The sequence below is a fragment of the Marinomonas lutimaris genome, assembly GCF_019426345.1.
Taxonomy (GTDB): domain Bacteria; phylum Pseudomonadota; class Gammaproteobacteria; order Pseudomonadales; family Marinomonadaceae; genus Marinomonas; species Marinomonas lutimaris.
Window position 1 is genome coordinate 105,005 of record NZ_JAHLLW010000011.1, and the last position, 20,788, is coordinate 125,792.

Consider the following 20,788-nt stretch of genomic DNA (forward strand, 5'->3'; position numbering starts at 1 on the left):
GTTTCATTGCAAACCAAGCGCCATAACAGCGTGTTTTATTCCGGACGTTGACGAGTATTTGCCAATAGCGCGCCTAAACTCGCGGCTTTTGGCTTCACTAGCCAGAACTTGCCAATGTAGTCATAGAAGTTTTCTAGGATCTCTTGGCCCCATTCGCTGTCAGTTTCTCGGACGTATTCTTCGATCACAGAGCGAAGGTGTGAACGATACTCTTCCGTCAATTCCGTACCGATACGGTGAATTTCCACCAATTCGTGATTGTACTTATCCACGAAGGTACGGTCTAAATCGAGTACGTAAGCGAAACCGCCTGTCATACCCGCACCAAAGTTGTAACCTGTATTACCAAGCACAGTTACCATACCGCCAGTCATGTATTCACAGCAGTGATCGCCTGCGCCTTCGATAACCGTATGCGTTCCAGAGTTACGTACTGCAAAACGCTCACCCGCTGTACCTGCCGCGAACAATTTACCGCCAGTCGCACCATACAAACAGGTGTTACCGATAATGGCAGAATCTTGTGATTTGAAGATCGACCCTTTAGGAGAACGAATAACCAACTTGCCACCTGTCATGCCTTTACCAACGTAATCGTTAGCATCGCCTTCTAGGTACATGTTTAAACCACCTGCGTTCCATACACCGAAACTTTGACCAGCAGTACCAGTCAACTTCAATGTTAATGGCACATCAGACATACCTTGGTTACCGTAACGCTTCGCAATCTCACCAGACAAACGCGCACCGATAGAACGGTCACAGTTGGTCACGTCAAAAGCAAACTCGCCGCCTTCTTTTTCTTCAATCACGTCTTTAACTGTGTCCCACATTTTCAAAGCTAATAGGCCTTTATCGTGTGGTGGGTTAAATGGTGTTTCACAGTATTGTGCTTTATCAGCAGGGATTGCATCGTTTTTCAAGATCGGTGACAAATCCAAATTACGCTGTTTATCAGTTTCACCCGGCAAGATGGCCAACAGATCAGTACGACCGATCAAATCTTGTAAACGAGCAACGCCCAACTTCGCTAGCCATTGACGTGTATCTTCTGCCATAAAACGGAAGAAGTTTTTAATCATGTCTACTGTGCCGATGAAGTGTTCATCACGCAGCATTTGGTCCTGAGTCGCCACACCCGTAGCACAGTTATTCAAATGACAAATACGCAAGAACTTACAGCCCATGGCAACCATTGGCGTGGTACCAAAACCAAAGCTTTCTGCACCAAGAATCGCCGCTTTCACTACGTCCAAACCAGTTTTTAAACCACCGTCTGTTTGCAAGCGAATTTTGCCACGAAGATCGTTAGAACGAAGTGCTTGTTGCGCTTCTGCTAAACCTAATTCCCAAGGCGATCCCGCATGGCGAATTGACGTAATTGGCGATGCTGCCGTACCACCGTCATAACCAGAGATGGTGATCAAATCCGCGTAAGCTTTCGCTACACCAGCGGCAATCGTACCAACACCCGGTTCAGAAACCAGTTTCACAGAGATTAGCGCATCTGGATTCACTTGTTTCAAATCAAAAATCAGCTGTGCCAAATCTTCGATAGAATAAATATCGTGATGTGGCGGTGGTGAAATCAAGGTAACACCAGGAACCGCATAGCGTAGGCGAGCGATTAAGCCATTTACTTTACCGCCAGGTAACTGACCGCCCTCACCCGGTTTTGCGCCTTGTGCTACTTTAATCTGTAGTACTTCAGCGTTGACCAAATATTCTGGTGTAACGCCAAAACGGCCAGAAGCAATTTGCTTAATCTTAGAGCGACGCTCAGTACCGTGACGAGCTGGATCTTCACCACCCTCACCAGAGTTAGAGCGACAACCTAATTCGTTCATCGCTTGCGCTAGCGCTTCGTGTGCTTCTGGTGACAAGGCACCCAAAGACATACCCGCCGAGTCGAAGCGAGGTAGAATCTCTTCAATGGATTCAACTTTGTCCAAAGCAATGGCTTTCGCTTTATCAGACAAGGTAAACAAATCGCGCAACATAGACGCTGGACGGTTGTTAACTAGCTCTGTGTATTTGGTGAAATCTTCAAAGCGTCCACTGCCGACTGCCGTTTGCAAATTGCGAACCACGTCTGGGTTAAAGGCATGGTATTCCGCTTCATGGACGTATTTTAGGTAACCGCCCTGCTGAATTGGTTTACGCAATTTCCACGCGTTGCTCGCGATGGATTCTTGATCCTTTTGGAAATCTTCAAAACGTGCGCCTTTGATGCGGCTTGGAACGCCTTTGAAACATAGGTCAACCACTTTCGTGTCCAAACCAACTGCTTCAAATAGCTGCGCACCACGGTAAGAAGCAATCGTCGAGATCCCCATTTTAGAGATTATCTTCATCAAGCCTTTGTTAATACCTTTACGGTATTTCACGTGACAAGCAATTGGATCACCCAATACTTCGCCTTTATCTATCATGTCATTGATTAAGCGATAAGAAAGATACGGATAAACAGCCGTTGCACCAAAGCCTAATAACACAGCAAATTGATGAGGGTCACGTGCAAAACCAGTATCAGCGATGATGTTGGAATCACAACGCAAACCTTGCTTAGACAAATGATGATGTACCGCACCGACTGCCATTGGCGAAGGAATAGGCAAATGGCCTTTTGCGATATCACGATCCGTTAGAACCACAATAACTGCGCCGTTACGCACCACTTCTTCCGCTTTCAATTGCAAGTCTTTAATCGCTTGCTCAAGAGAAACGTTTTCTGGATTGTAATTGGTATTCAAACGCACCAAACGGAAACGGTGATCGTCTAATGCTAATAAACGACTGTATTTACGTGGTGACAGTACAGGCGATGACAAGATTATGCGATTTGCGTGTTTTGGCGTTTCTTCAAATAAGTTACGCTCCACACCAATACAGGTTTCCAACGACATCACCACAGATTCACGCAGTGGATCGATTGGTGGGTTAGTTACCTGCGCAAACTTCTGACGGAAATAATCTGTCACTGGACGAGTTTGACTAGACATAACCGCCATCGGCGTGTCATCACCCATAGAACCAACCGCTTCATGGCCACTTTCAGCCAATGGACGGAAAATTTGTTCGCGCTCTTCAAAAGATACTTGGAACATCTTCTGATACGTCAGCATTTCTTCTTTAGTGAAAGGTTCGAACTCAAGAGACGACTCTTCCAACAAAGATTCAATGCGAATCGCTTCCTGCTTCAACCATTTTTTGTATGGATGCATGGATTTAAGACGATTATCGATATCATCAGTGTGTAGTACTTTGCCGTTTTGTGTGTCAATAACCAACATTTGGCCAGGACCAACGCGGCCTTTCGACACAACATCTTCAGACTTATAGCCGTAAGTGCCGACTTCTGAAGCTAAGGTGATAAAGCCATTCTTAGTAATAACCCAACGAGCAGGGCGTAAACCGTTACGGTCAAGCATACAAATCGCATGACGGCCGTCAGTCATAACCAAACCAGCTGGGCCGTCCCAAGGATCCATGTGCATAGAGTTGTACTGATAGAACGCACGTAGCTCTGGATCCATGTTTTCAACGTTTTGCCACGCTGGTGGAATGATCAAACGCGCAGCACGGAAAATATCCACGCCACCGGTTACCAAGACTTCCAACATGTTATCCATGGAAGAAGAGTCAGAACCCGTCAAGTTAACAATAGGTTGAAGATCTTGCAGTTCAGGGATCAGCGGCGTGCGTAGTTTGCTGCTACGAGCCAATGCCCAGTTGCGGTTACCTTCGATGGTATTGATCTCACCGTTGTGCGCCAACATGCGGAACGGTTGTGCCAATGGCCATTTTGGTAATGTATTAGTAGAGAAGCGTTGGTGGAAAACACAAATCGCTGTTTGCATTTTTTCGTTGCCCAAATCTTTATAAAAGAAAGGCAAATCCACTGGCATCATCAAACCTTTGTATGCCAACACTTTGTCAGACAAAGAACAGATGTAGAAATTTTCGTATTGCGCTAGTGCGATTTCAGTTTGGCGGCGAGCGACAAACAAACGTGTTGCGAAAGTACGAGCGTCCATACGGTTGCTGTCGACAAATACTTGCTCGATACGAGGCAAGCAATCCATCGCGATAACACCAAGACAAGACGCATCAATTGGCACTTCACGCCAACCAACCACATTCAAACCTTCATCAGTCAATTTTTTCGTCAAAGTTTCACGTTGCTCACTGGCAAGCGTGTCATCTTGATCAAGAAACACCATGCCGATACCGTAAAGGTCAGACAAGGTGTGATTAAATAAAGCGTGTGCTTCACCACGTAAAAATAGATCCGGCTTTTGGATAAGAAGACCACAGCCGTCACCAGTTTTGCCATCAGCAGCGATGCCGCCACGGTGTGTCATACATGTCAAAGACTCAATGGCTGTCTTAAGTAATTCATGGCTAGTATTGCCTTCCATATGAGCAATTAAGCCAAAGCCACAGTTGTCTTTGAACTCGCCAGGACGATAAAGGCCTGCATTCATACACCAACTCCCACAGTTAAAACGTAAAATTATTAAAATTAGATATAAATTCGATTATCAGGTGGCTGGGCTAAAAAGCGAAAGCGTAAAGGAACCCCGCTTCGAGAATGACTATCATCTACCCTAAATACCACCGAAATGGACGATCATACTACCCTGACGAAGAGCACTACTCAAACGAGGCAAGGACTGCTTTATGTTATTTTGGCGTTTTTTAAAGGGGTTTTAGCGGCAAATATCGCGGACTTAGAGAATTATCTATGGCTGGAGTTTTTCCAAACAGAAAATTCCACTGTTCATTCATGTTTTTCAGGGAATTACAGTGATTTTTACTAAATTAAGAGGTTTGCTATACAAAAGTCTCACAAAAAGAGACTTTGACGACGTTTTATACACTTTGAATCAGCAGAAAACTCGGTATCGGAGATATAAAGCGTAAACAGTAAACGCAAAACAGCATGAGATCTTTGCGCTAAGTCCCGAGCGAAGCCAAGACGAGGCCGAAATCTCAGCAGATATCACTGGGCTTTCTTAATATCATCCTGAATACCACGAGCGCTTCGTGCCCAAGGATTAAGATCTCGGATATCTTTAGGAAGCGTTTCTGCCGCGGCAATAGCTTCGCTACGATTACGATAAGAACCATAAACCACGACAAACCAATCCTTGCCATTGTGCTTCGACTTAAAGTAACCAAAAGCATCCACACCACCTTGATCACGAATAAAATCCTGTACGGTTCCCTTATTATGAGTACCTAACAACTGCAAGGTGTAACGATTTGGGTTTTGCGATAACCACCATTCCGTTTTATCGAAGCGATCTTGTGAGACTTTTAGGTTAGCTTGTTCATTTCTAGTCGGCACCATTTCTGCTGGCGCATCGACAGTTGGAGCGGCTTGCGCTAAAGGCGCCTCAGAACGAATAGGTGCAGTAGAAATTGCTGGGGTTAACATAGATGACGTATTAGGCTGTTCTGCAGATGGAGCATTAGACATGCTTATCGCTGGCAATGAAGAGGACCCCGCAGGAATTGGCGGCAGTATAATTTCACCTTCTTGGCCGATCTTACGCTGCATTGCATCAATACGTGCAATCGTTTCCGCAGAGGATTGCCCTTGCCTTGGGCTTAAAGGGATCACATTACTACTTCTATCGGCCGAGGAAGTTATTGGCGTCTCTGATTTATCAGAAAATAACACGGCGACTAAAATGCCGAGCATGACCACTGAAAGCAGCGCCATATGCGCTAAAGGAAACCCCACAGCCAGATTAAAACGCATAGCAGATTTTGCAGGTTTATTACCATTGCCCATCATGGCCTGAGCAAGCTGATTAATTCGACCTGGGTAGCCACCAGACTCTTGATAAATCTGTTTCACTTGCTTGTCATTAAACGGCAAATTAATCCCGCCACCAACCGCACGTACCCTATGTAATAAGTAAGCACGTGTTTGCTCTAATGAGTAAGGGGCTAAAGTAAATGAATGACTCAGTTGCTCATAACGAGAGCGCTGATAGGCATCAAGATTGCGTGATAAGGAATATTCACTGAACAAGACAATATGAGGAACGGTTTGATTTTCTGTTGCCAGCGACATCATGTCTAGCAACATACTTACCGCATCGGTGTTTAGCTCTTGAGCATTATCAATTAACACCAAAGCCGCTTGGCCTTTTTCATCTAAGTCATGGGAAAACTTAAGCAAAGGGCCAAAAGTGGTTTCATTTGGAGGCTGTGTGAAATGACTAGCAAAACCAGCATACATGGCTTGCAGCAACTGCCCTGCCGTCATCAGCATAGTCGCTTTGACGTGACTAACAACTGTCGTGTCATCTTGGTGACGAGCAAATTCCATCAAAAATCGACTTTTGCCGCTGCCTTGTGGCCCTTGAACCACAGACAACAAACTACTGTAACGACTCAAATGCTCAAGCAAAGCCAGCTGCTGATTGCCTTCTTCAGACGCAAAATACAGCGAGGCGTCTTTCGAGCCAAAAGGATCCCTCAGCGTGGCTTTTGGGGGCTGATTAAGCGCATCCTCTAGATCAAACTGAAAGTCTGGCTTAGGCATAGTCGTCCTTCAACAATAAATAACTAACAAGAGTAAGCAATGTTAAACAAGCTTAGTTTGTTTACTCGCTTCAAGCGCATCTAAAAGACAAGAGTTAAAGTCTTCCATTGGAAAATCCGATGTTACAATCGCATCACCCAATGCGCCAAGCAGCACCAAACGCAAACTGCCATCGAGTACTTTTTTATCCAACGCCATGCGCTCAATGAAACACTCAAGCGTCATCTGGGCAGGTGGTAAAACAGGTAAATTTGCAGCTTGAAAAAGTGCCACAGAGCGACTGACATCTTCTTCTGTTAAATTGCCCATACGCCAAGAAAGATCAACGGCTAACACACTACCTGCCGCAACCGCCTCGCCGTGCAACCAATTGCCATAACCCATTTCGGTTTCAATCGCATGACCAAACGTATGGCCTAGGTTTAAAATAGCACGAATTCCGCCTTCTCTCTCGTCTTGTGCTACAACAGTGGCTTTCGCCAAACAAGACCGGTAAATCGCATCGCTAATTTTGTCGTTGTCTAATGCCATCAACTGAGGCATTTCTTGCTCTAGCCAATCAAAAAATGGCACATCGCAAATTAAACCGTATTTAATGACTTCCGCCATGCCTGCTGATAATTCACGTTGAGGTAAGCTCAGCAAGGTTTCAGTATCAATAATCACAGCTTGAGGCTGATAAAACGCACCAATCATGTTTTTCCCAAGCGGATGATTCACGCCGGTTTTTCCACCGACAGAAGAATCTACTTGAGAGAGCAAAGTCGTTGGCACTTGAATAAAAGGCACACCACGCTGATAAGTCGCCGCTGCAAACCCTGCCATATCACCCACCACTCCGCCACCTAAGGCAATAACAGTCGTGGTTCGATTATGCTTTGCTTCTAATAAAGCTGACATAATCATGCCATAGGTTTCTAGCGTCTTATAAACTTCACCATCAGGTAAAACACAGGTGTCGACTTTATAGTCCACCGATAACATTGACACCATAGACTCTAGATACAAAGGCGCAATGGTCTCATTGGTTACTATCATGACTTGCTTGCCATGAATGGCATCATCAAAAAGAGCTTTCTGCTGGCGAATGCCACTACCAATAAAAATAGGGTAGCTACGATCGCCAAGGTCAACGGTTAACGTGCGCATTAGGATACGGTTATCTCCATTTTAAGATGGCGCTTGATTGCGTCTAGCACCTTATTAGCAACAGAACGAGGATGACGAGAATCCGTTTCAATAACTAAAGTCGCTACTTCTCTGTATAGAGGGTCACGCACTTCAAATAGTTTTTTTAACGTTGCTCTCGGATCACCCGTTTGCAAAAGAGGACGATGAGTACTTTTTGAGGTGCGATATAATTGCTGGGCAACGGAAGCGTACAAATATACCACTAGCGCATTTTCTCGAAGAATGTCTCTGTTTTCTTCACGCATCACGATACCGCCACCGGTCGCTAAAACGCAATCGCCGGTGTCCGATTCAGCTATAGAGGCCAATGCTTGAGTTTCACGCTTACGAAAACCATCTTCGCCTTCCCGTTCAAAAATCCAAGGAATGTCGGCGCCGGCATTGTCTTCTATGACTTTATCGAGATCATAAAATTCTTTGCCCATCGATTGAGAAATCAAACGGCCTATCGTCGTTTTTCCTGCGCCCATCGGGCCTACTAAAATAATATTGGGGGCTTTTATCATTGTATTCAATTACGTCGGAATTAAGCAGATTTAGACTGCGGCCTAGTTAACTGACATTTGTAGCAGCTTTGGAGTAATAAATACAAGTAATTCAACCTTTTCTTGCTGTTCTGAACGTCTTTTAAACAACTCTCCCAGCCAAGGAATGTCGCTAAAGAAAGGAACTCGACTCTCAGATTCAAAGCTCTCCTCCCGAAAAATCCCACCTAAAACAAGCGTTTCTTGGTTTTTCACCACGACTTGTGTTTTTAGTCGATTCGTATTTAGGCTTGGAATACCATTAATGAGCTCCCCGACTGAATCCTGATGTATATTCAGCGACAACAAAATATGCTCACCCTCTTTCACAAAGGGTGTAACCTCCAACATAAGTGCTGCTTGGCGAAATTCAATGCTGACTTTGTCATCATTAACGGTTTGATAAGGCACCTCGGTTCCCGACTCAATTCGAGCCGGCTGACCTTCCGAAGTGACAATTTTGGGTTTTGAAACCACATCAGCCAGGCCTTCGCTTTCCATAATATCTAAGGTAAATGCTAATAAGCCGGAACCGCCGATGTTTGAAAAATCCAGATTTGCCGTTGGCGTCAGCGCACCTAAATCAATTGCACCTCCAATCGATGACCGAACGCCATCCGACAAAGTCGTTTGCCAGTTCACACCGAACTGTGACTGGGCGCTTCGACTTACCTGAGCAATTTGTGCGCTGATCTCAATTTGCCTTAATGGCGTGTCTAGCCAAGCGAGTGTTTCTTGAATACTGTCGGAAGAACCACAAAAATTGGCAATGATCGAATTCGTCCGATCATCAACAACTAAAGACATAGATGGGTGCAAGGTGCGTAAATGCACGCCAACGTCTTTTGCTTTGGCATGCCTCAATACCCAATATGATCGCTGACAAACAGAAGATGCACTTTCGATATTCTCGCTTGTTGATTCTTTCGCTGGCATAAGAACCGCAACTCGCCCTTGCCACTCTAGCTGAAGATGTGGTTGTTGAGCTACCGCTTCCATCACGTCTTTCCAGCTCGCATCTCTGATAGAAAGCGTTAAAACATCGTCAATTTCAGGGCTGATCACCACACTTTCATTCATTTGTGATGCCAACCAAGGCAATACTTCTTGTAATGAGCGCGATTCAAAATACACATCCATCGCTAATGCTATACGAGGAAAAATAAGAGAAAACATAAATAGACATTGAAGCAGCAACTTATTCATTATCACTACCTTGTCTGCGTACCACCACAGCCTGTTTAGAGCCATCTTTTGCCATCAGAATAACGCGATCAAAAGACACTTCATCGACAGAGACGCCCGCATCGGGCAACCAACTGCCTTCTCGAATCCAATGCCGAGTATCTTTATAGACTACTAGCGCCGATGTGTTTTCCCCCATCCTCATGGTCGATAATAACTGCCAATGATTTGGCACAAAGCGATTCATGTATAGCTTAGTCGGCAACCAATTATGGTATTCGCGATTGGCCTTAGGGGGTTGAACAGTAAACAACAAACGCCCTTGCCACTGGCCATCGGCCTTTCTTTGCCAAGACACAGAAAGCAAACCTAAAGCAAACCGCTCTTCGATCTTCTCAAGTACGGTCTGCCACTCCATCAGTGGTGCAACACCTTCGATAGACCATTGCGTTGGAACACCGTTTTTGGTGTCTTCAACTCTGTGTTGTAACCATGATTCGTCAAGCGATCTAATGTCGCGTAATAGATTGGCTTGTTGCTGAACTTTTTTCCAATCGTTCTCTGCATGATTCTTTAATCGCGTCTGTCGATTTAACCCATCTTGAGCTTGAGATAAAAACGGATACCAGATAGCAATTTGCAAAAGAATCAAAAGAAATACCCCTGAAGCATTGATATTTATGAATGACACAGCGTTAGCTTTTAAAAACTTCGATAGAAACATCCACCACCTCCTTTTGGCTCATTGGCGAAAAAAGAGAATGTGGCTGTTGCTCGATTTCCCAGCGCCAGTCTGGGTTATGTTTACGCCACTCCATTAGCAAAAGGCTAAGATCTTCTACCAATAATGTTATTTGAAGAAAAGCTCGCTCACCTTCACTTTCAAAATATGTGAGTCGAGCAGACATCGGCAAAGCCTGAACCAAGCCCAACACAGATTCAGAAAACTCATTGGTGTTTTGCGTTGAGGACCATGCGAATTGTGTTGCTTGTATTTGTTGATGCTCGATATGCGCCTGCGCCGACTGCTGATGCAAGGAAATAAAGTGGATAGAAGCAAAACAGTGAACCAACAAACTACACACAATTAAATACCAACAAAGCCGTCGAGCTTTTATGCGTTTTTCTTTTTCAGGATGAAACACAGACAAAGCTCGCCGTGAACAAGAAGCCCAAGAACGAGTACGCAACGGCATTGCGGCCCATTGACTTAACGGCATTAATAAACAGAACTTGGCAATCGACTGAAACGGCAAACACAGCTGCTCCCCCCATTCATTTGAGCAAGCAAACACCGTCAACTCAGACTGAGGCGTTGACAATTCCTCATATTGATAGCTCAACATCAAGGCATCAGGTGGCGAAAATGTCGTTTCTACGGCATAGCTCAAGGCTGCCAAAGGCCGTAATGATGAAGGAATGAAATGATCAACCCTATGCAGCGATACAGATAACCAAGCATCGGGAACCAATATAATGATTCGAGAGAGTTTAAGATTTTGATCGACCACCAGACCTTGTTGAATGGTGCTTAATTGCTGGGAATCGGGCTGTGAAGTATTACTTGAGAGAGAAAAGTCCACCAAGCTGGCGGCTTTATTAGAGTTATATAAGGTGCATTCTTGAGCAGAATAAACCGCCACAGAATAGTCAGACATGAGCTTCATCATTCATCCTTGAAATAGTAAGCAACAGAGTATTGTTTTCAGTTTGGCTTCCGTGCCAAATATTTACCAAGATAACACGATTTGATGCAAAGTTAACCGCCTATTCTGTGATCATCTTAGGTATAATGCCATTTTCTCATACTGCATTAATCGAACTTATATGGCTAAAACACTCAAAATACTTTTCTTCCTCGGTCTATTTGGAACGCTTTGCGCGATTGGAATTACCTACGCGATTTACTACAACGTAAAAGACCGCATTCCTTCCGTCGCCGAATTAAAAGACATCGAGCTAAGAATCCCACTGCGCATTTATACCGCCGACAATAAATTAATTGGTGAGTTTGGAGAGCAGCGCCGTTCCCCTATCGATTATGCAGAGATCCCAGAAAATCTAGAACATGCCATTTTGGCGGCGGAAGACACTAATTTTTATCACCATCCAGGCGTCGACATTCTTGGTTTAGGTCGAGCCGTTGTTCAGCTCATCACGACAGGTCAAAAACAAGGTGGTGGTAGTACCATCACCATGCAGGTAGCGCGTAACTACTTCCTTTCATTTGAACAAACCTACACCCGTAAATTTACCGAAATCTTTATCGCACTCAAAATGGAACGAGAGTTATCCAAACACGAGATTCTTGAGTTGTACGTTAACAAAATCTACCTGGGTAATCGCGCCTATGGTTTCGAAGCTGCAGCTCAGGTTTATTACGGCAAAAACTTAAGTGAACTAGATCTTGCGCAACTGGCCATGATTGCGGGCTTGCCAAAAGCGCCTTCACGTTTTAACCCTGTCGTAAACCCTTCTCGTGCGCTGATTCGTCGTAACTGGATTCTGCAACGAATGTTGTCACTCGGCATGATAAATAAAGACGCCTACCAAAATGCCGTTGAAGCACCAATTACAGCTAAGAACCACGGCGTTATGCCAGATATCGAAGCTGGCTACATCGCAGAAATGGTTCGCTCCGAACTTTACGGAACGTTCGGAGACGACCTTTACAGTACAGGTATGACTGTTTATACGACGATTGACTCAAAACGCCAAAAAGCCGCGAACGAAGCGGTTTTCAATGGCGTTTTAGATTACGACATGCGTCATGGTTACCGAGGTTCTATTGAGACTCGTGTTGACTTGATTGACGCACCATTAGAAGAACAAGAAAAAGCTCTACAAGACGTAGAGCGTTTCAAAAATTGGCAAACAGCATTGGTTATCTCAACGACAGAAACCACCGCTGATGTGCGTTTGGCGAATGGCGAGCGTGCCACCTTGCCATGGGATGCTGTCAAATGGGCAAGACCTTATATTAATGAGGACTCCCAAGGCGCTTCACCTTCCACCGTTTCGGATGTTTTGGTACCTGGCGATATTGTTCGCTTGCGCCCAGACAACCAGCAAAAATGGCTACTCGCGCAAAAACCTGAAGTGCAAAGCGCGCTCATTTCGCTAAATAGTAAAGATGGCGCAATTCAAGCGTTGGTGGGCGGTTTTAACTTCTACGAAAACAAATTCAACCGCGTCACGCAGTCTAAGCGTCAACCAGGGTCGAACTTTAAACCCTTTATCTACGCAAGCGCACTAGACCGAGGCTACACTGCGGCAAGTATTATCAATGATGCTCCTGTTGTCTTTAACGACTCCAACCTAGCGTCTGCTTGGCGACCAACCAACGATGGCGGAAAATTTTATGGCCCAACCCGTTTACGTCAAGCACTCTATCGCTCGCAGAATATCGTCTCCGTTCGCTTGCTCGACGAAATGGGTATTAGACCAACACTAGATTTCTTACGTCGTTTTGGGTTTGATCCAAACGAGTTACCACATAATCTATCTTTATCTTTAGGCAGTGCAAACTTATCGCCACTGCAAATTGCCACAGGCTATGCCGTTTTCTCTAATGGCGGCTATCAAGTACAACCGTATCTGATAGACAAAGTCATAGATAGGAACAATGAAACCTTATTCCAAGCCAATCCTGTTACCGTTTGCTTAACCTGCACTCCATTGGAAAAAACCAACGATGGCGAACAACAAATGGGCTTATTTAATACAACAGAAGGGATTCGTAGCTTGCCAATAGCACCACAAGTGCTTGATCCAGAAGTGAACTACATCACTTACGATATGATGCGAGATGTTATTAAATACGGTACCGGTCGACGCGCACGAGTACTCCAACGTGATGATCTCGCAGGCAAAACAGGTACCACAAACGATGGTCGTGATGCTTGGTTCTCGGGCTTTAATGGCAATCTAGTCACGTCGGTTTGGAGCGGTTTTGATAACTCATCGCCTCTAGGACGTGGTGAATGGGGTGGCTCTGTCTCATTACCGCCTTGGATTGATTACATGCGCGAAGCACTAGAAGGTACGCCGCCTGATTTCGTGACGAAACCGTCTTCTTTGGTTACAGTGAGAATTGATCCAAATACAGGTGAACGTGCGCTACCGGGGCAATCTAATGCGATTTTTGAAATATTCAGAAAAGACCATGTGCCAGCACAGCGTGACCTGAGCTTACCAACATTTAACAACAACGTTGGTAACGAGGCACAAGAAGAGAAACAAGAAAATAACGTACTAGAAAACTTATTCTGATTACAGTCTCGCTCTTTTAACCAAAAATGCCAGCCTAAGCGCTGGCATTTTTTATAACGGTAAACCCGTTAACTCCACTTAGGCAGAGGCGCTTGATAAGTTTTAAAAGCGGACACTAAAGTTTCCGGCGTATTCACGTTAATGATCATGTCGATATAAGACTGTTTCACAAATCCTGCCTTCTGCATGCTTTCCACCATAGTAAACAAGGGATCGTAAAAGCCATTTATATTGAAAAAAGCACAAGGCTTATCGTGTAACCCGAGCTGCCCCCAAGTCCATATCTCAAACATTTCCTCTAGTGTTCCTACGCCACCAGGAAGCGCGACAAAAGCATCGGCCAACTCACTCATCTTAGCTTTGCGCTCATGCATATTAGCGACAACATGAAGCTCAGTTAAACCTGTATGAGCAATTTCTTTGGACTCAAGGTGTGTAGGAATAACACCGATAACCTTACCACCAGCTTTTAAAGCTGAATTAGCAATAACTCCCATTAAGCCTACCTTGCCTCCACCGTAGACAACATCCACTCCTTGCCGAGCAAGGTATTCGCCTAAAGCTTTTACGCCATTGACATAATCAGGAGAGTTTCCCTCTGCCGAGCCACAGTAAATAGCCACTTTCATTCCATTCCTCCTATACGTTTATCCATGTTATTACAGTGTTTCATCTAAAAAATTTCGCAAAAAAAGGCGACTCCTTATGAGGGAGCCGCCTTTTTAGCAGATCACTATTCGATTAAGCACCGAAGTGATCAAGATTCTCTAGTGGGTAGAAAGCTGGGTATGGAAGCATAGCCACACCAGAATCAACCGCTGCACGAGCAACTGCTGCAGAAACAACATTAAGCAAACGAGCATCCATTGGTTTTGGCAAGATGTATTCTTTACCAAAGCTCAATGGTGCGCCGCCGTATGCAGCAACAACATCAGCAGGCGCTTCTTCTTTCGCAAGATCTTTCAGCGCGTGAACTGCAGCCAATTTCATTTCTTCGTTGATCTTAGTCGCGCGAACGTCTAAAGCACCACGGAAGATGAAAGGGAAGCCAAGAACGTTATTTACTTGGTTAGGGTAATCAGAACGACCAGTCGCCATGATCAAGTCATCACGAGTTGCACGAGCAAGCTCTGGATTGATTTCTGGATCAGGGTTTGAGCAAGCGAAAACGATTGGGTTCGCCGCCATTTTAGCAAGCTGATCAGCAGACAATAGATCTGGGCCAGATACGCCGATAAATACGTCAGCACCATCAATCGCATCATCAAGCGTGCGCTTGTCAGTATCAATCGCAAACATAGCTTTAAACTGGTTCAAGTCAGTACGGCCAGAGTGAATAACACCATTACGGTCAAGAACGAAGATGTTTTCGCGCTGTGCGCCACAAGCAATGATCAGCTTCATACAGGCTGTTGCAGCAGCACCAGCACCTAGACAAACGATTTTTGCATCTGCAATATTTTTACCTTGAAGCTCAAGCGCATTCAAAAGGCCTGCAGCGGTAACAATCGCTGTACCGTGTTGATCATCATGGAAAACAGGGATAGAACAACGTTCGATCAATTGACGTTCGATTTCAAAACACTCAGGCGCTTTGATATCTTCTAAGTTGATACCGCCGTAAGTGTTCGCAATACGAGCAACAGTATCAATGAATGCTTGTGGGCTTTCAGATTCAACTTCCACATCAACAGAGTTAATGCCAGCAAAACGCTTAAACAATAAACCTTTACCTTCCATTACTGGCTTACTTGCCAATGGACCTAGATTACCCAATCCAAGAATCGCAGAGCCATCAGAAATAACAGCAACTAGGTTACCTTTACCAGTGTAACGGTAAGCAGCTTCTGGATCTTTTGCGATTTCACGACAAGGCTCAGCCACACCTGGGCTGTAAGCTAGAGAAAGGTCACGAGCGGTCGCTGTTGGTTTCGTAATAGTTACGCTCAGTTTTCCTGGAACTGGATACTCATGGTAGTCCAGTGCAGCTTGCTTTATATCTTCTGCCATTATGATGTTTCCGTCTATTTGGTGTAATTAATTAGTTTTATCATAGCCAAACGGGGCCTTGTTCCCAAGCCTACAAAAGCTTCGAAAGTGGCACCTTATAATTTTGTGTCGTCAGAATAATCGATCTACTCAATACTTTAAAGCGTAAAACCATAGGAATATTCTATCAATCAATGTTTGAGAGAAGCTTTGATTTCAAGCAAGTCATTGGGATGTCTTACAGAAAGTACCCAAGACTTAAAGTCTGAATGTCGACTTTTCCTTTGATGCTGCCAACCACGCACTTCAATTTCCTTACCCTCAAGATAAAACACTTTTTGGGCGGGCCAATAATCAGTAACGCCTGGTGGTAAATTGATCACTAGATCCTGATCGGTTTCTAGCCACCAACCTCCTCGGTTCTGAGTAATTGAAGTGATGTTGACACGGGAGATTGCAAACCCAGCTTTTGGCTGCCATTGCAAATTTTGCTGCCATAATCCCTTATGCGCATTGCGAGCTGCGGTTTCAGCCGCCTCGAAACAGTCTTGATAGGCTAAGTTTGGAGGGACAGCAATACGATAACCAAGTCCTTGGGATAATAACTGACTCGTCAGTGAAATACGATCTTTATCGAAAAGGTAGTACAAATAACGACCATATCTATCTTGATCGTTTTTCGCTCTTTGTATGTAGACAAATTGATCGAGGCGAGAGCGGAGAAAGTCTGTTGCCGCGACAGCATAAGGCTCATGATTGCCTTTTTTGTGGTCAAGTTCAGGTGTATCTATACCCACCAGCCGAACTTTTCGGCCATCGGCAAGATGTATAGTGTCACCATCCACCACTCTCTTGATCTGAGCTTTTTCGAGCTCGCCTATTGCCGTACAAGCTTCATTGGCTTGAGCGACAAAGGACAAAAACAAAAAAAGCGCCAAGAGAACTTGGCGCTTTTTTAATGCGATCACTATCATGCCACCAATTACTTAGTAGTACGACGTGCTCCGAAACGTTTGTTGAAGCGATCAACACGACCACCAGTATCAACCATTTTCTGTTGACCTGTGTAGAATGGGTGACAGTTGCTGCATACGTCGACGTGAAGGTCGCTACCTAAAGTAGAATTTAGGTTTAGAGTGTTACCACAAGTACAAGTAGCAGTAACTGCAGAGTAATTTGGGTGGATATCTTTTTTCATCGTATATACCTTTAGGTTTGGTGTGCCGCCACTTGATCGATATAAATGGGCTTTCGCCGCGTCAAGCACCGCACGTTTCGTTGTACAGACATTGTACAGTGGAGCCAAGAGTCGCGTATTTTAGGGATCTATTGTCCAATCAGCAACCTTTTTTCATGCTTTTCTCATAAAATTGTGGCTCGCACCGACCCACTACTCTGACGTACACTTAAGAAATGATCAAGACATCCTATTTTTGCTTTACTAAACAAGGTCTAACCTAACGCATGTCAGAGGCGCTTCTTACTCCTTATCCTTTCATCAAAGTCGCTTTACCTGTGCCAATGCGCATACTGTTTGACTACAAAGTCCCCAAAGCGATTGCCCTAAGACACGAGCTAAAACCTGGCATGCGTGTCAAAGTTCCTTTTGGTAAAAGCAGTCGTCTTGGTGTTATTGTCGCACTTAGCGACACCAGTGATTGGGACCCTGAACAAGTCAAACCTCTGACATCGATGCACGACCAAAGCCCAGTCATTACCGAAGAGCTGATGGCATTATGCGAATGGGCCGCGCGTTACTACCATCATCCGATTGGTGATGTTATTTTTCACGCGTTGCCAGTCTTACTTCGCAAAGGAGAAAACGCTGAATTCCGCACAGAAAACTGGTGGCTTACCACGCCAGAAGGGCAAACACTACCTCTTGAACAACTCAGTAGAGCACCACGCCAACAAGACTTTTTAAAAGCCGTACAACAGCACCCCAATGGCTTAAGCCAACATGCTGCATCAGTTTTAGACCTTGCCCCTGCCGCCGGAAAAAGTCTAGAAGAGAAAGGTTTGCTGCGCCGAGAGCCTCGCTCTTTTAATAAAGGGGGAGAAAAGCACGCACATCAGACTCAAGTCCCACCGACACTTAACCCTGAACAAATGCGCGCAACAGAACATTTATTAGATTACCGTCATCAATTTAACGTTGCGTTATTGGACGGTGTGACAGGCAGCGGTAAAACGGAAGTGTTTCTTCGAGTCATGGAACGCTTGATCGAGGAAGGAAAGCAAATTCTTGTCATGGTGCCAGAGATTGGCCTGACACCACAAACCCTGAAACGCTTTGAAATTCGCTTCAATACCGACATTGTCCTAATGCATTCTAATATGAGTGATCGAGAACGTTTGGATGCTTGGTTATTAGCGGCAAGCGGCCATGCCAAAATTATTATCGGCACAAGATCTGCGGCTTTTATCCCAGCCCCCAACCTTGGCATGATTGTCATTGATGAAGAACATGACACCTCTTACAAGCAACATGAAGGCTTTCGATATCATGCTCGCGATCTTGCCGTTAAACGCGCCCAAGCACTAAATATTCCGGTGCTACTTGCCTCGGCTACACCGTCTTATGAGAGCCTAACCAACGCCCTGCAAAAGCGCTTTGCTTGGCTCAAACTTCGTCAACGAGCAGGCAATGCCCATATCCCAGAAATGGAAAGAGTGGACCTGAGAGGCAAGACTCTCATTCATGGTTTTAGCGAACATGCTCTTGCCAGTATGAAACTGTGTTTAGAACGCAAAGAGCAAGTCTTGGTGTTCCTAAACCGCCGCGGCTACGCGCCAACCTTAATGTGTCACCAATGTGGCTGGATTGCCGCTTGTGATCATTGCGACGTTAACCTAACCGTACACAAACGTGCTAACAAACTACACTGCCACCATTGCGACACACAAAAAGCATTGATTCATACTTGCCCTGAATGTCAGTCTGAAGAGTTATTTACCGTCGGCGAAGGTACCGAGCAAATTGAAACTCAGCTCAGCACACTTTTTAAAGAAGTACCGATTTTACGTATTGACCGTGACAGCACTCAGCGTAAAGCAGCCATGGCAAAGCTCACCCAAAAAATCCATGAGCATGACCAAGCCATTCTTATCGGTACGCAAATGCTTGCGAAAGGTCACCATTTCCCTAACGTCACACTCGTCATCATCATGGATGCTGACGCAGGTCTGTTTTCTTCAGACTTTCGTGGTATGGAGCGCACCGCTCAGCTCATCATCCAAGTCGCAGGTCGCGCAGGTCGCGCCAAAAAGCCTGGACACGTTTTGCTACAGACATATCACCCAGATCATGCGGCTATTGAATGTTTATGCAATCTCGGTTACGAACACTTTGCTATTGATGGCTTGTCGGAGCGTAAATCGCTCTCACTTCCCCCCTTTTATCACCAAGTTATCATTCGCGCCGAATCAGGCAATGAACAAGAAGCCATGCAGCTTTTAGCCGCTATGAGAAACGACCTTGAACCCCACTTTGCCAAGGACGTTTATTTGGTTGGCCCTTATGCTGCCATCATTGTTCGCAAAGCGGGACAGCACCGCGCTCTGATTTCGATCAAAGCCGCGCAGCGTGCGCCTTTACATCAGGCGACGCAAATGATGACCGAATGGTTAGAGCAATCTACAAAACAACATAGAATTCGTTTCGCAATTGATGTAGATCCACTGGAAACTTACTGATCTTGCACGCATAATGTGCGCAACTCTCACTCTGTTTATTTATTTACGCTAAAGCTAAAAGCAAAAAGCCCAAATTATGTTTAATCCTGTTCAAATTGCAGCAAAAGGAAGTCGCCCAAAAAAAGGCGCAACACGTCGCACTCCGCCGCCGCCAAAACGAAAAACCGCCTGGTGGTTATGGCTTCTGGTCCCCGCAATCCTCGTGGCTTTTATTTACGGGTTAACGCAACTGAACCAAGTTGCCCCCAAACCAAAGCCGATAGTAATAGAAAAACCTAAGGCCGTAGCACCTAAACCAACAGCTGCCCCCGTAAAAGAGAAAGCGCCAATCCCCGTGCCAGCGGCACCGAAAAAAGACACTTTTGAATTTTATCAAATACTGCAGAATAGCGAAGTAGATACCAGTCACGTTGATGCCTATCAGTCTACACCTCGTGGCGAGCAAGATTTTTATTACATGCTGCAAGCAGCTTCCTTCCGTAATCCAGAAGATGCTGACCGCATGCGCGCAAAGCTGATTCTTTCTGGAATGGTAGAAACGAGTATTCGCAAAACGACCGGTCAAGGCGAACAACCTTGGTATCGTGTTGTACTTGGCCCTTATGAATCACGCTCTAAAATGAACCGTGCAGAAGATAAGCTCGTTTCTATGGATATTGCGTCCTACTCTTATAAAGTCAAAAAAGAGCAATAACCCTCCTTTACCATCTCGTATAGATTGCATACGGAAAGTGAAAGCTGACTCTGTATGCAATCCTTGCTTGAAATCCTCCGGCTTGCCCCCATTTCGTTAGAATCGAAACTGGAGTAGACCATGACAACGATTCTTACTGTACGCAAAGGCAATCAAGTCGTCGTAGGCGGCGATGGACAAGTATCTTTAGGCAACACTGTGATGAAAGGCAACGCTCGTAAAGTGCGTCGTCTATACCGTGGTGAAGTGATTGCTGGCTTCGCTGGCGGTACAGCGGATGCTTTCACCTTATTCGAACGCTTCGAAGGTCAGCTAGAAAAACACCAAGGCCATCTTGTGCGTGCTGCGGTAGATCTTGCTAAAGACTGGCGTTCAGACCGAGCATTGCGCAAACTAGAAGCCATGCTTATTGTCGCCAACAAAGAAAGCACCCTAATCATTACCGGCACTGGCGATGTGGTCGAACCACAACACGGCGCATTAGCCATTGGCTCGGGCGGCAACTTCGCAGAAGCAGCGGCTCGCGCCTTGATTGACAACACTGACTTATCAGCCAAAGAAATCGTTGAGAAAAGCCTCAACATCGCTGCTGATATTTGCGTGTTCACTAATCACAGCTTAACTATCGAAGAAATCACTATAGATGCACAGCTTGAAGATAAGTCTAAGTAACAT

Annotated in this window: 15 protein-coding genes; 4 read left to right on the top strand and 11 right to left on the bottom strand. The window is 45.2% G+C overall.

The annotated features are described in order from the left end of the window. Positions 1-35: 35 nt before the first annotated feature. The 7 genes from gltB to KPL72_RS13755 form a co-directional block, all read right to left on the bottom strand. A complete protein-coding gene (gene gltB, locus KPL72_RS13725) occupies positions 36-4,487 on the bottom strand; it encodes a glutamate synthase large subunit (RefSeq protein ID WP_219703306.1) in 4,452 nt (1,483 codons plus the stop codon). A gap of 518 nt (positions 4,488-5,005) precedes the next feature. Continuing rightward, the gene (locus KPL72_RS13730) at positions 5,006-6,562 is read right to left on the bottom strand and encodes an SPOR domain-containing protein (protein ID WP_219703307.1); all 1,557 of its coding nucleotides are present in this window, start codon (positions 6,560-6,562) and stop codon (positions 5,006-5,008) included. Positions 6,563-6,604: 42 nt separating this feature from the next. Further along, the gene (aroB, locus tag KPL72_RS13735; RefSeq protein WP_212916808.1) at positions 6,605-7,711 is read right to left on the bottom strand and encodes a 3-dehydroquinate synthase; all 1,107 of its coding nucleotides are present in this window, start codon (positions 7,709-7,711) and stop codon (positions 6,605-6,607) included. Next, positions 7,711-8,259: a shikimate kinase gene (locus tag KPL72_RS13740; protein WP_072840823.1), complete on the bottom strand. Its 549-nt coding sequence runs from the start codon at positions 8,257-8,259 to the stop codon at positions 7,711-7,713. The genes aroB and KPL72_RS13740 overlap by 1 nt, the downstream gene beginning before the upstream one ends. A gap of 42 nt (positions 8,260-8,301) precedes the next feature. Next, positions 8,302-9,483 carry a type IV pilus secretin PilQ gene (locus tag KPL72_RS13745; RefSeq protein ID WP_219703308.1) on the bottom strand — a complete coding sequence of 394 codons (1,182 nt, stop codon included), beginning with the start codon at positions 9,481-9,483 and terminating at the stop codon, positions 8,302-8,304. After that, a complete protein-coding gene (locus KPL72_RS13750) occupies positions 9,476-10,114 on the bottom strand; it encodes a hypothetical protein (protein WP_219703309.1) in 639 nt (212 codons plus the stop codon). The genes KPL72_RS13745 and KPL72_RS13750 overlap by 8 nt, the downstream gene beginning before the upstream one ends. A gap of 43 nt (positions 10,115-10,157) precedes the next feature. Beyond that, positions 10,158-11,120 carry a hypothetical protein gene (locus tag KPL72_RS13755; RefSeq protein ID WP_219703310.1) on the bottom strand — a complete coding sequence of 321 codons (963 nt, stop codon included), beginning with the start codon at positions 11,118-11,120 and terminating at the stop codon, positions 10,158-10,160. A 169-nt stretch (positions 11,121-11,289) separates the two neighbouring features. Between KPL72_RS13755 and KPL72_RS13760 the strand changes: the two genes are divergently transcribed. Then, entirely contained in the window at positions 11,290-13,734 is a 2,445-nt protein-coding gene (locus tag KPL72_RS13760) for a penicillin-binding protein 1A (RefSeq protein ID WP_212916812.1), read from the top strand. Between the two features lie 68 nt (positions 13,735-13,802). Here the strand turns inward: KPL72_RS13760 and KPL72_RS13765 are convergent, their stop codons facing one another. The 4 genes from KPL72_RS13765 to rpmE form a co-directional block, all read right to left on the bottom strand. Continuing rightward, the gene (locus tag KPL72_RS13765; protein WP_219703311.1) at positions 13,803-14,363 is read right to left on the bottom strand and encodes an LOG family protein; all 561 of its coding nucleotides are present in this window, start codon (positions 14,361-14,363) and stop codon (positions 13,803-13,805) included. 112 nt (positions 14,364-14,475) lie between these two features. Next, the gene (locus tag KPL72_RS13770) at positions 14,476-15,744 is read right to left on the bottom strand and encodes a malic enzyme-like NAD(P)-binding protein (RefSeq protein WP_212916814.1); all 1,269 of its coding nucleotides are present in this window, start codon (positions 15,742-15,744) and stop codon (positions 14,476-14,478) included. Between the two features lie 170 nt (positions 15,745-15,914). After that, positions 15,915-16,697 (bottom strand): thermonuclease family protein, encoded by a 783-nt coding sequence (locus tag KPL72_RS13775; RefSeq protein WP_219703312.1) that lies wholly within the window; start codon positions 16,695-16,697, stop codon positions 15,915-15,917. Between the two features lie 8 nt (positions 16,698-16,705). After that, positions 16,706-16,921, bottom strand: coding sequence for a 50S ribosomal protein L31 (gene rpmE, locus KPL72_RS13780; RefSeq protein WP_072840831.1), 216 nt, complete (start codon positions 16,919-16,921; stop codon positions 16,706-16,708). A 266-nt stretch (positions 16,922-17,187) separates the two neighbouring features. Between rpmE and KPL72_RS13785 the strand changes: the two genes are divergently transcribed. From KPL72_RS13785 to hslV, 3 genes are all read left to right on the top strand, one after another. Further along, complete coding sequence (locus KPL72_RS13785; protein WP_219703313.1) at positions 17,188-19,419, top strand: primosomal protein N'; 2,232 nt, start codon at positions 17,188-17,190, stop codon at positions 19,417-19,419. A gap of 76 nt (positions 19,420-19,495) precedes the next feature. Continuing rightward, entirely contained in the window at positions 19,496-20,113 is a 618-nt protein-coding gene (locus tag KPL72_RS13790) for an SPOR domain-containing protein (RefSeq protein WP_212916817.1), read from the top strand. 120 nt (positions 20,114-20,233) lie between these two features. After that, positions 20,234-20,785: an ATP-dependent protease subunit HslV gene (gene hslV / locus KPL72_RS13795; protein ID WP_212916818.1), complete on the top strand. Its 552-nt coding sequence runs from the start codon at positions 20,234-20,236 to the stop codon at positions 20,783-20,785. The last annotated feature ends 3 nt before the right edge of the window (positions 20,786-20,788 follow it).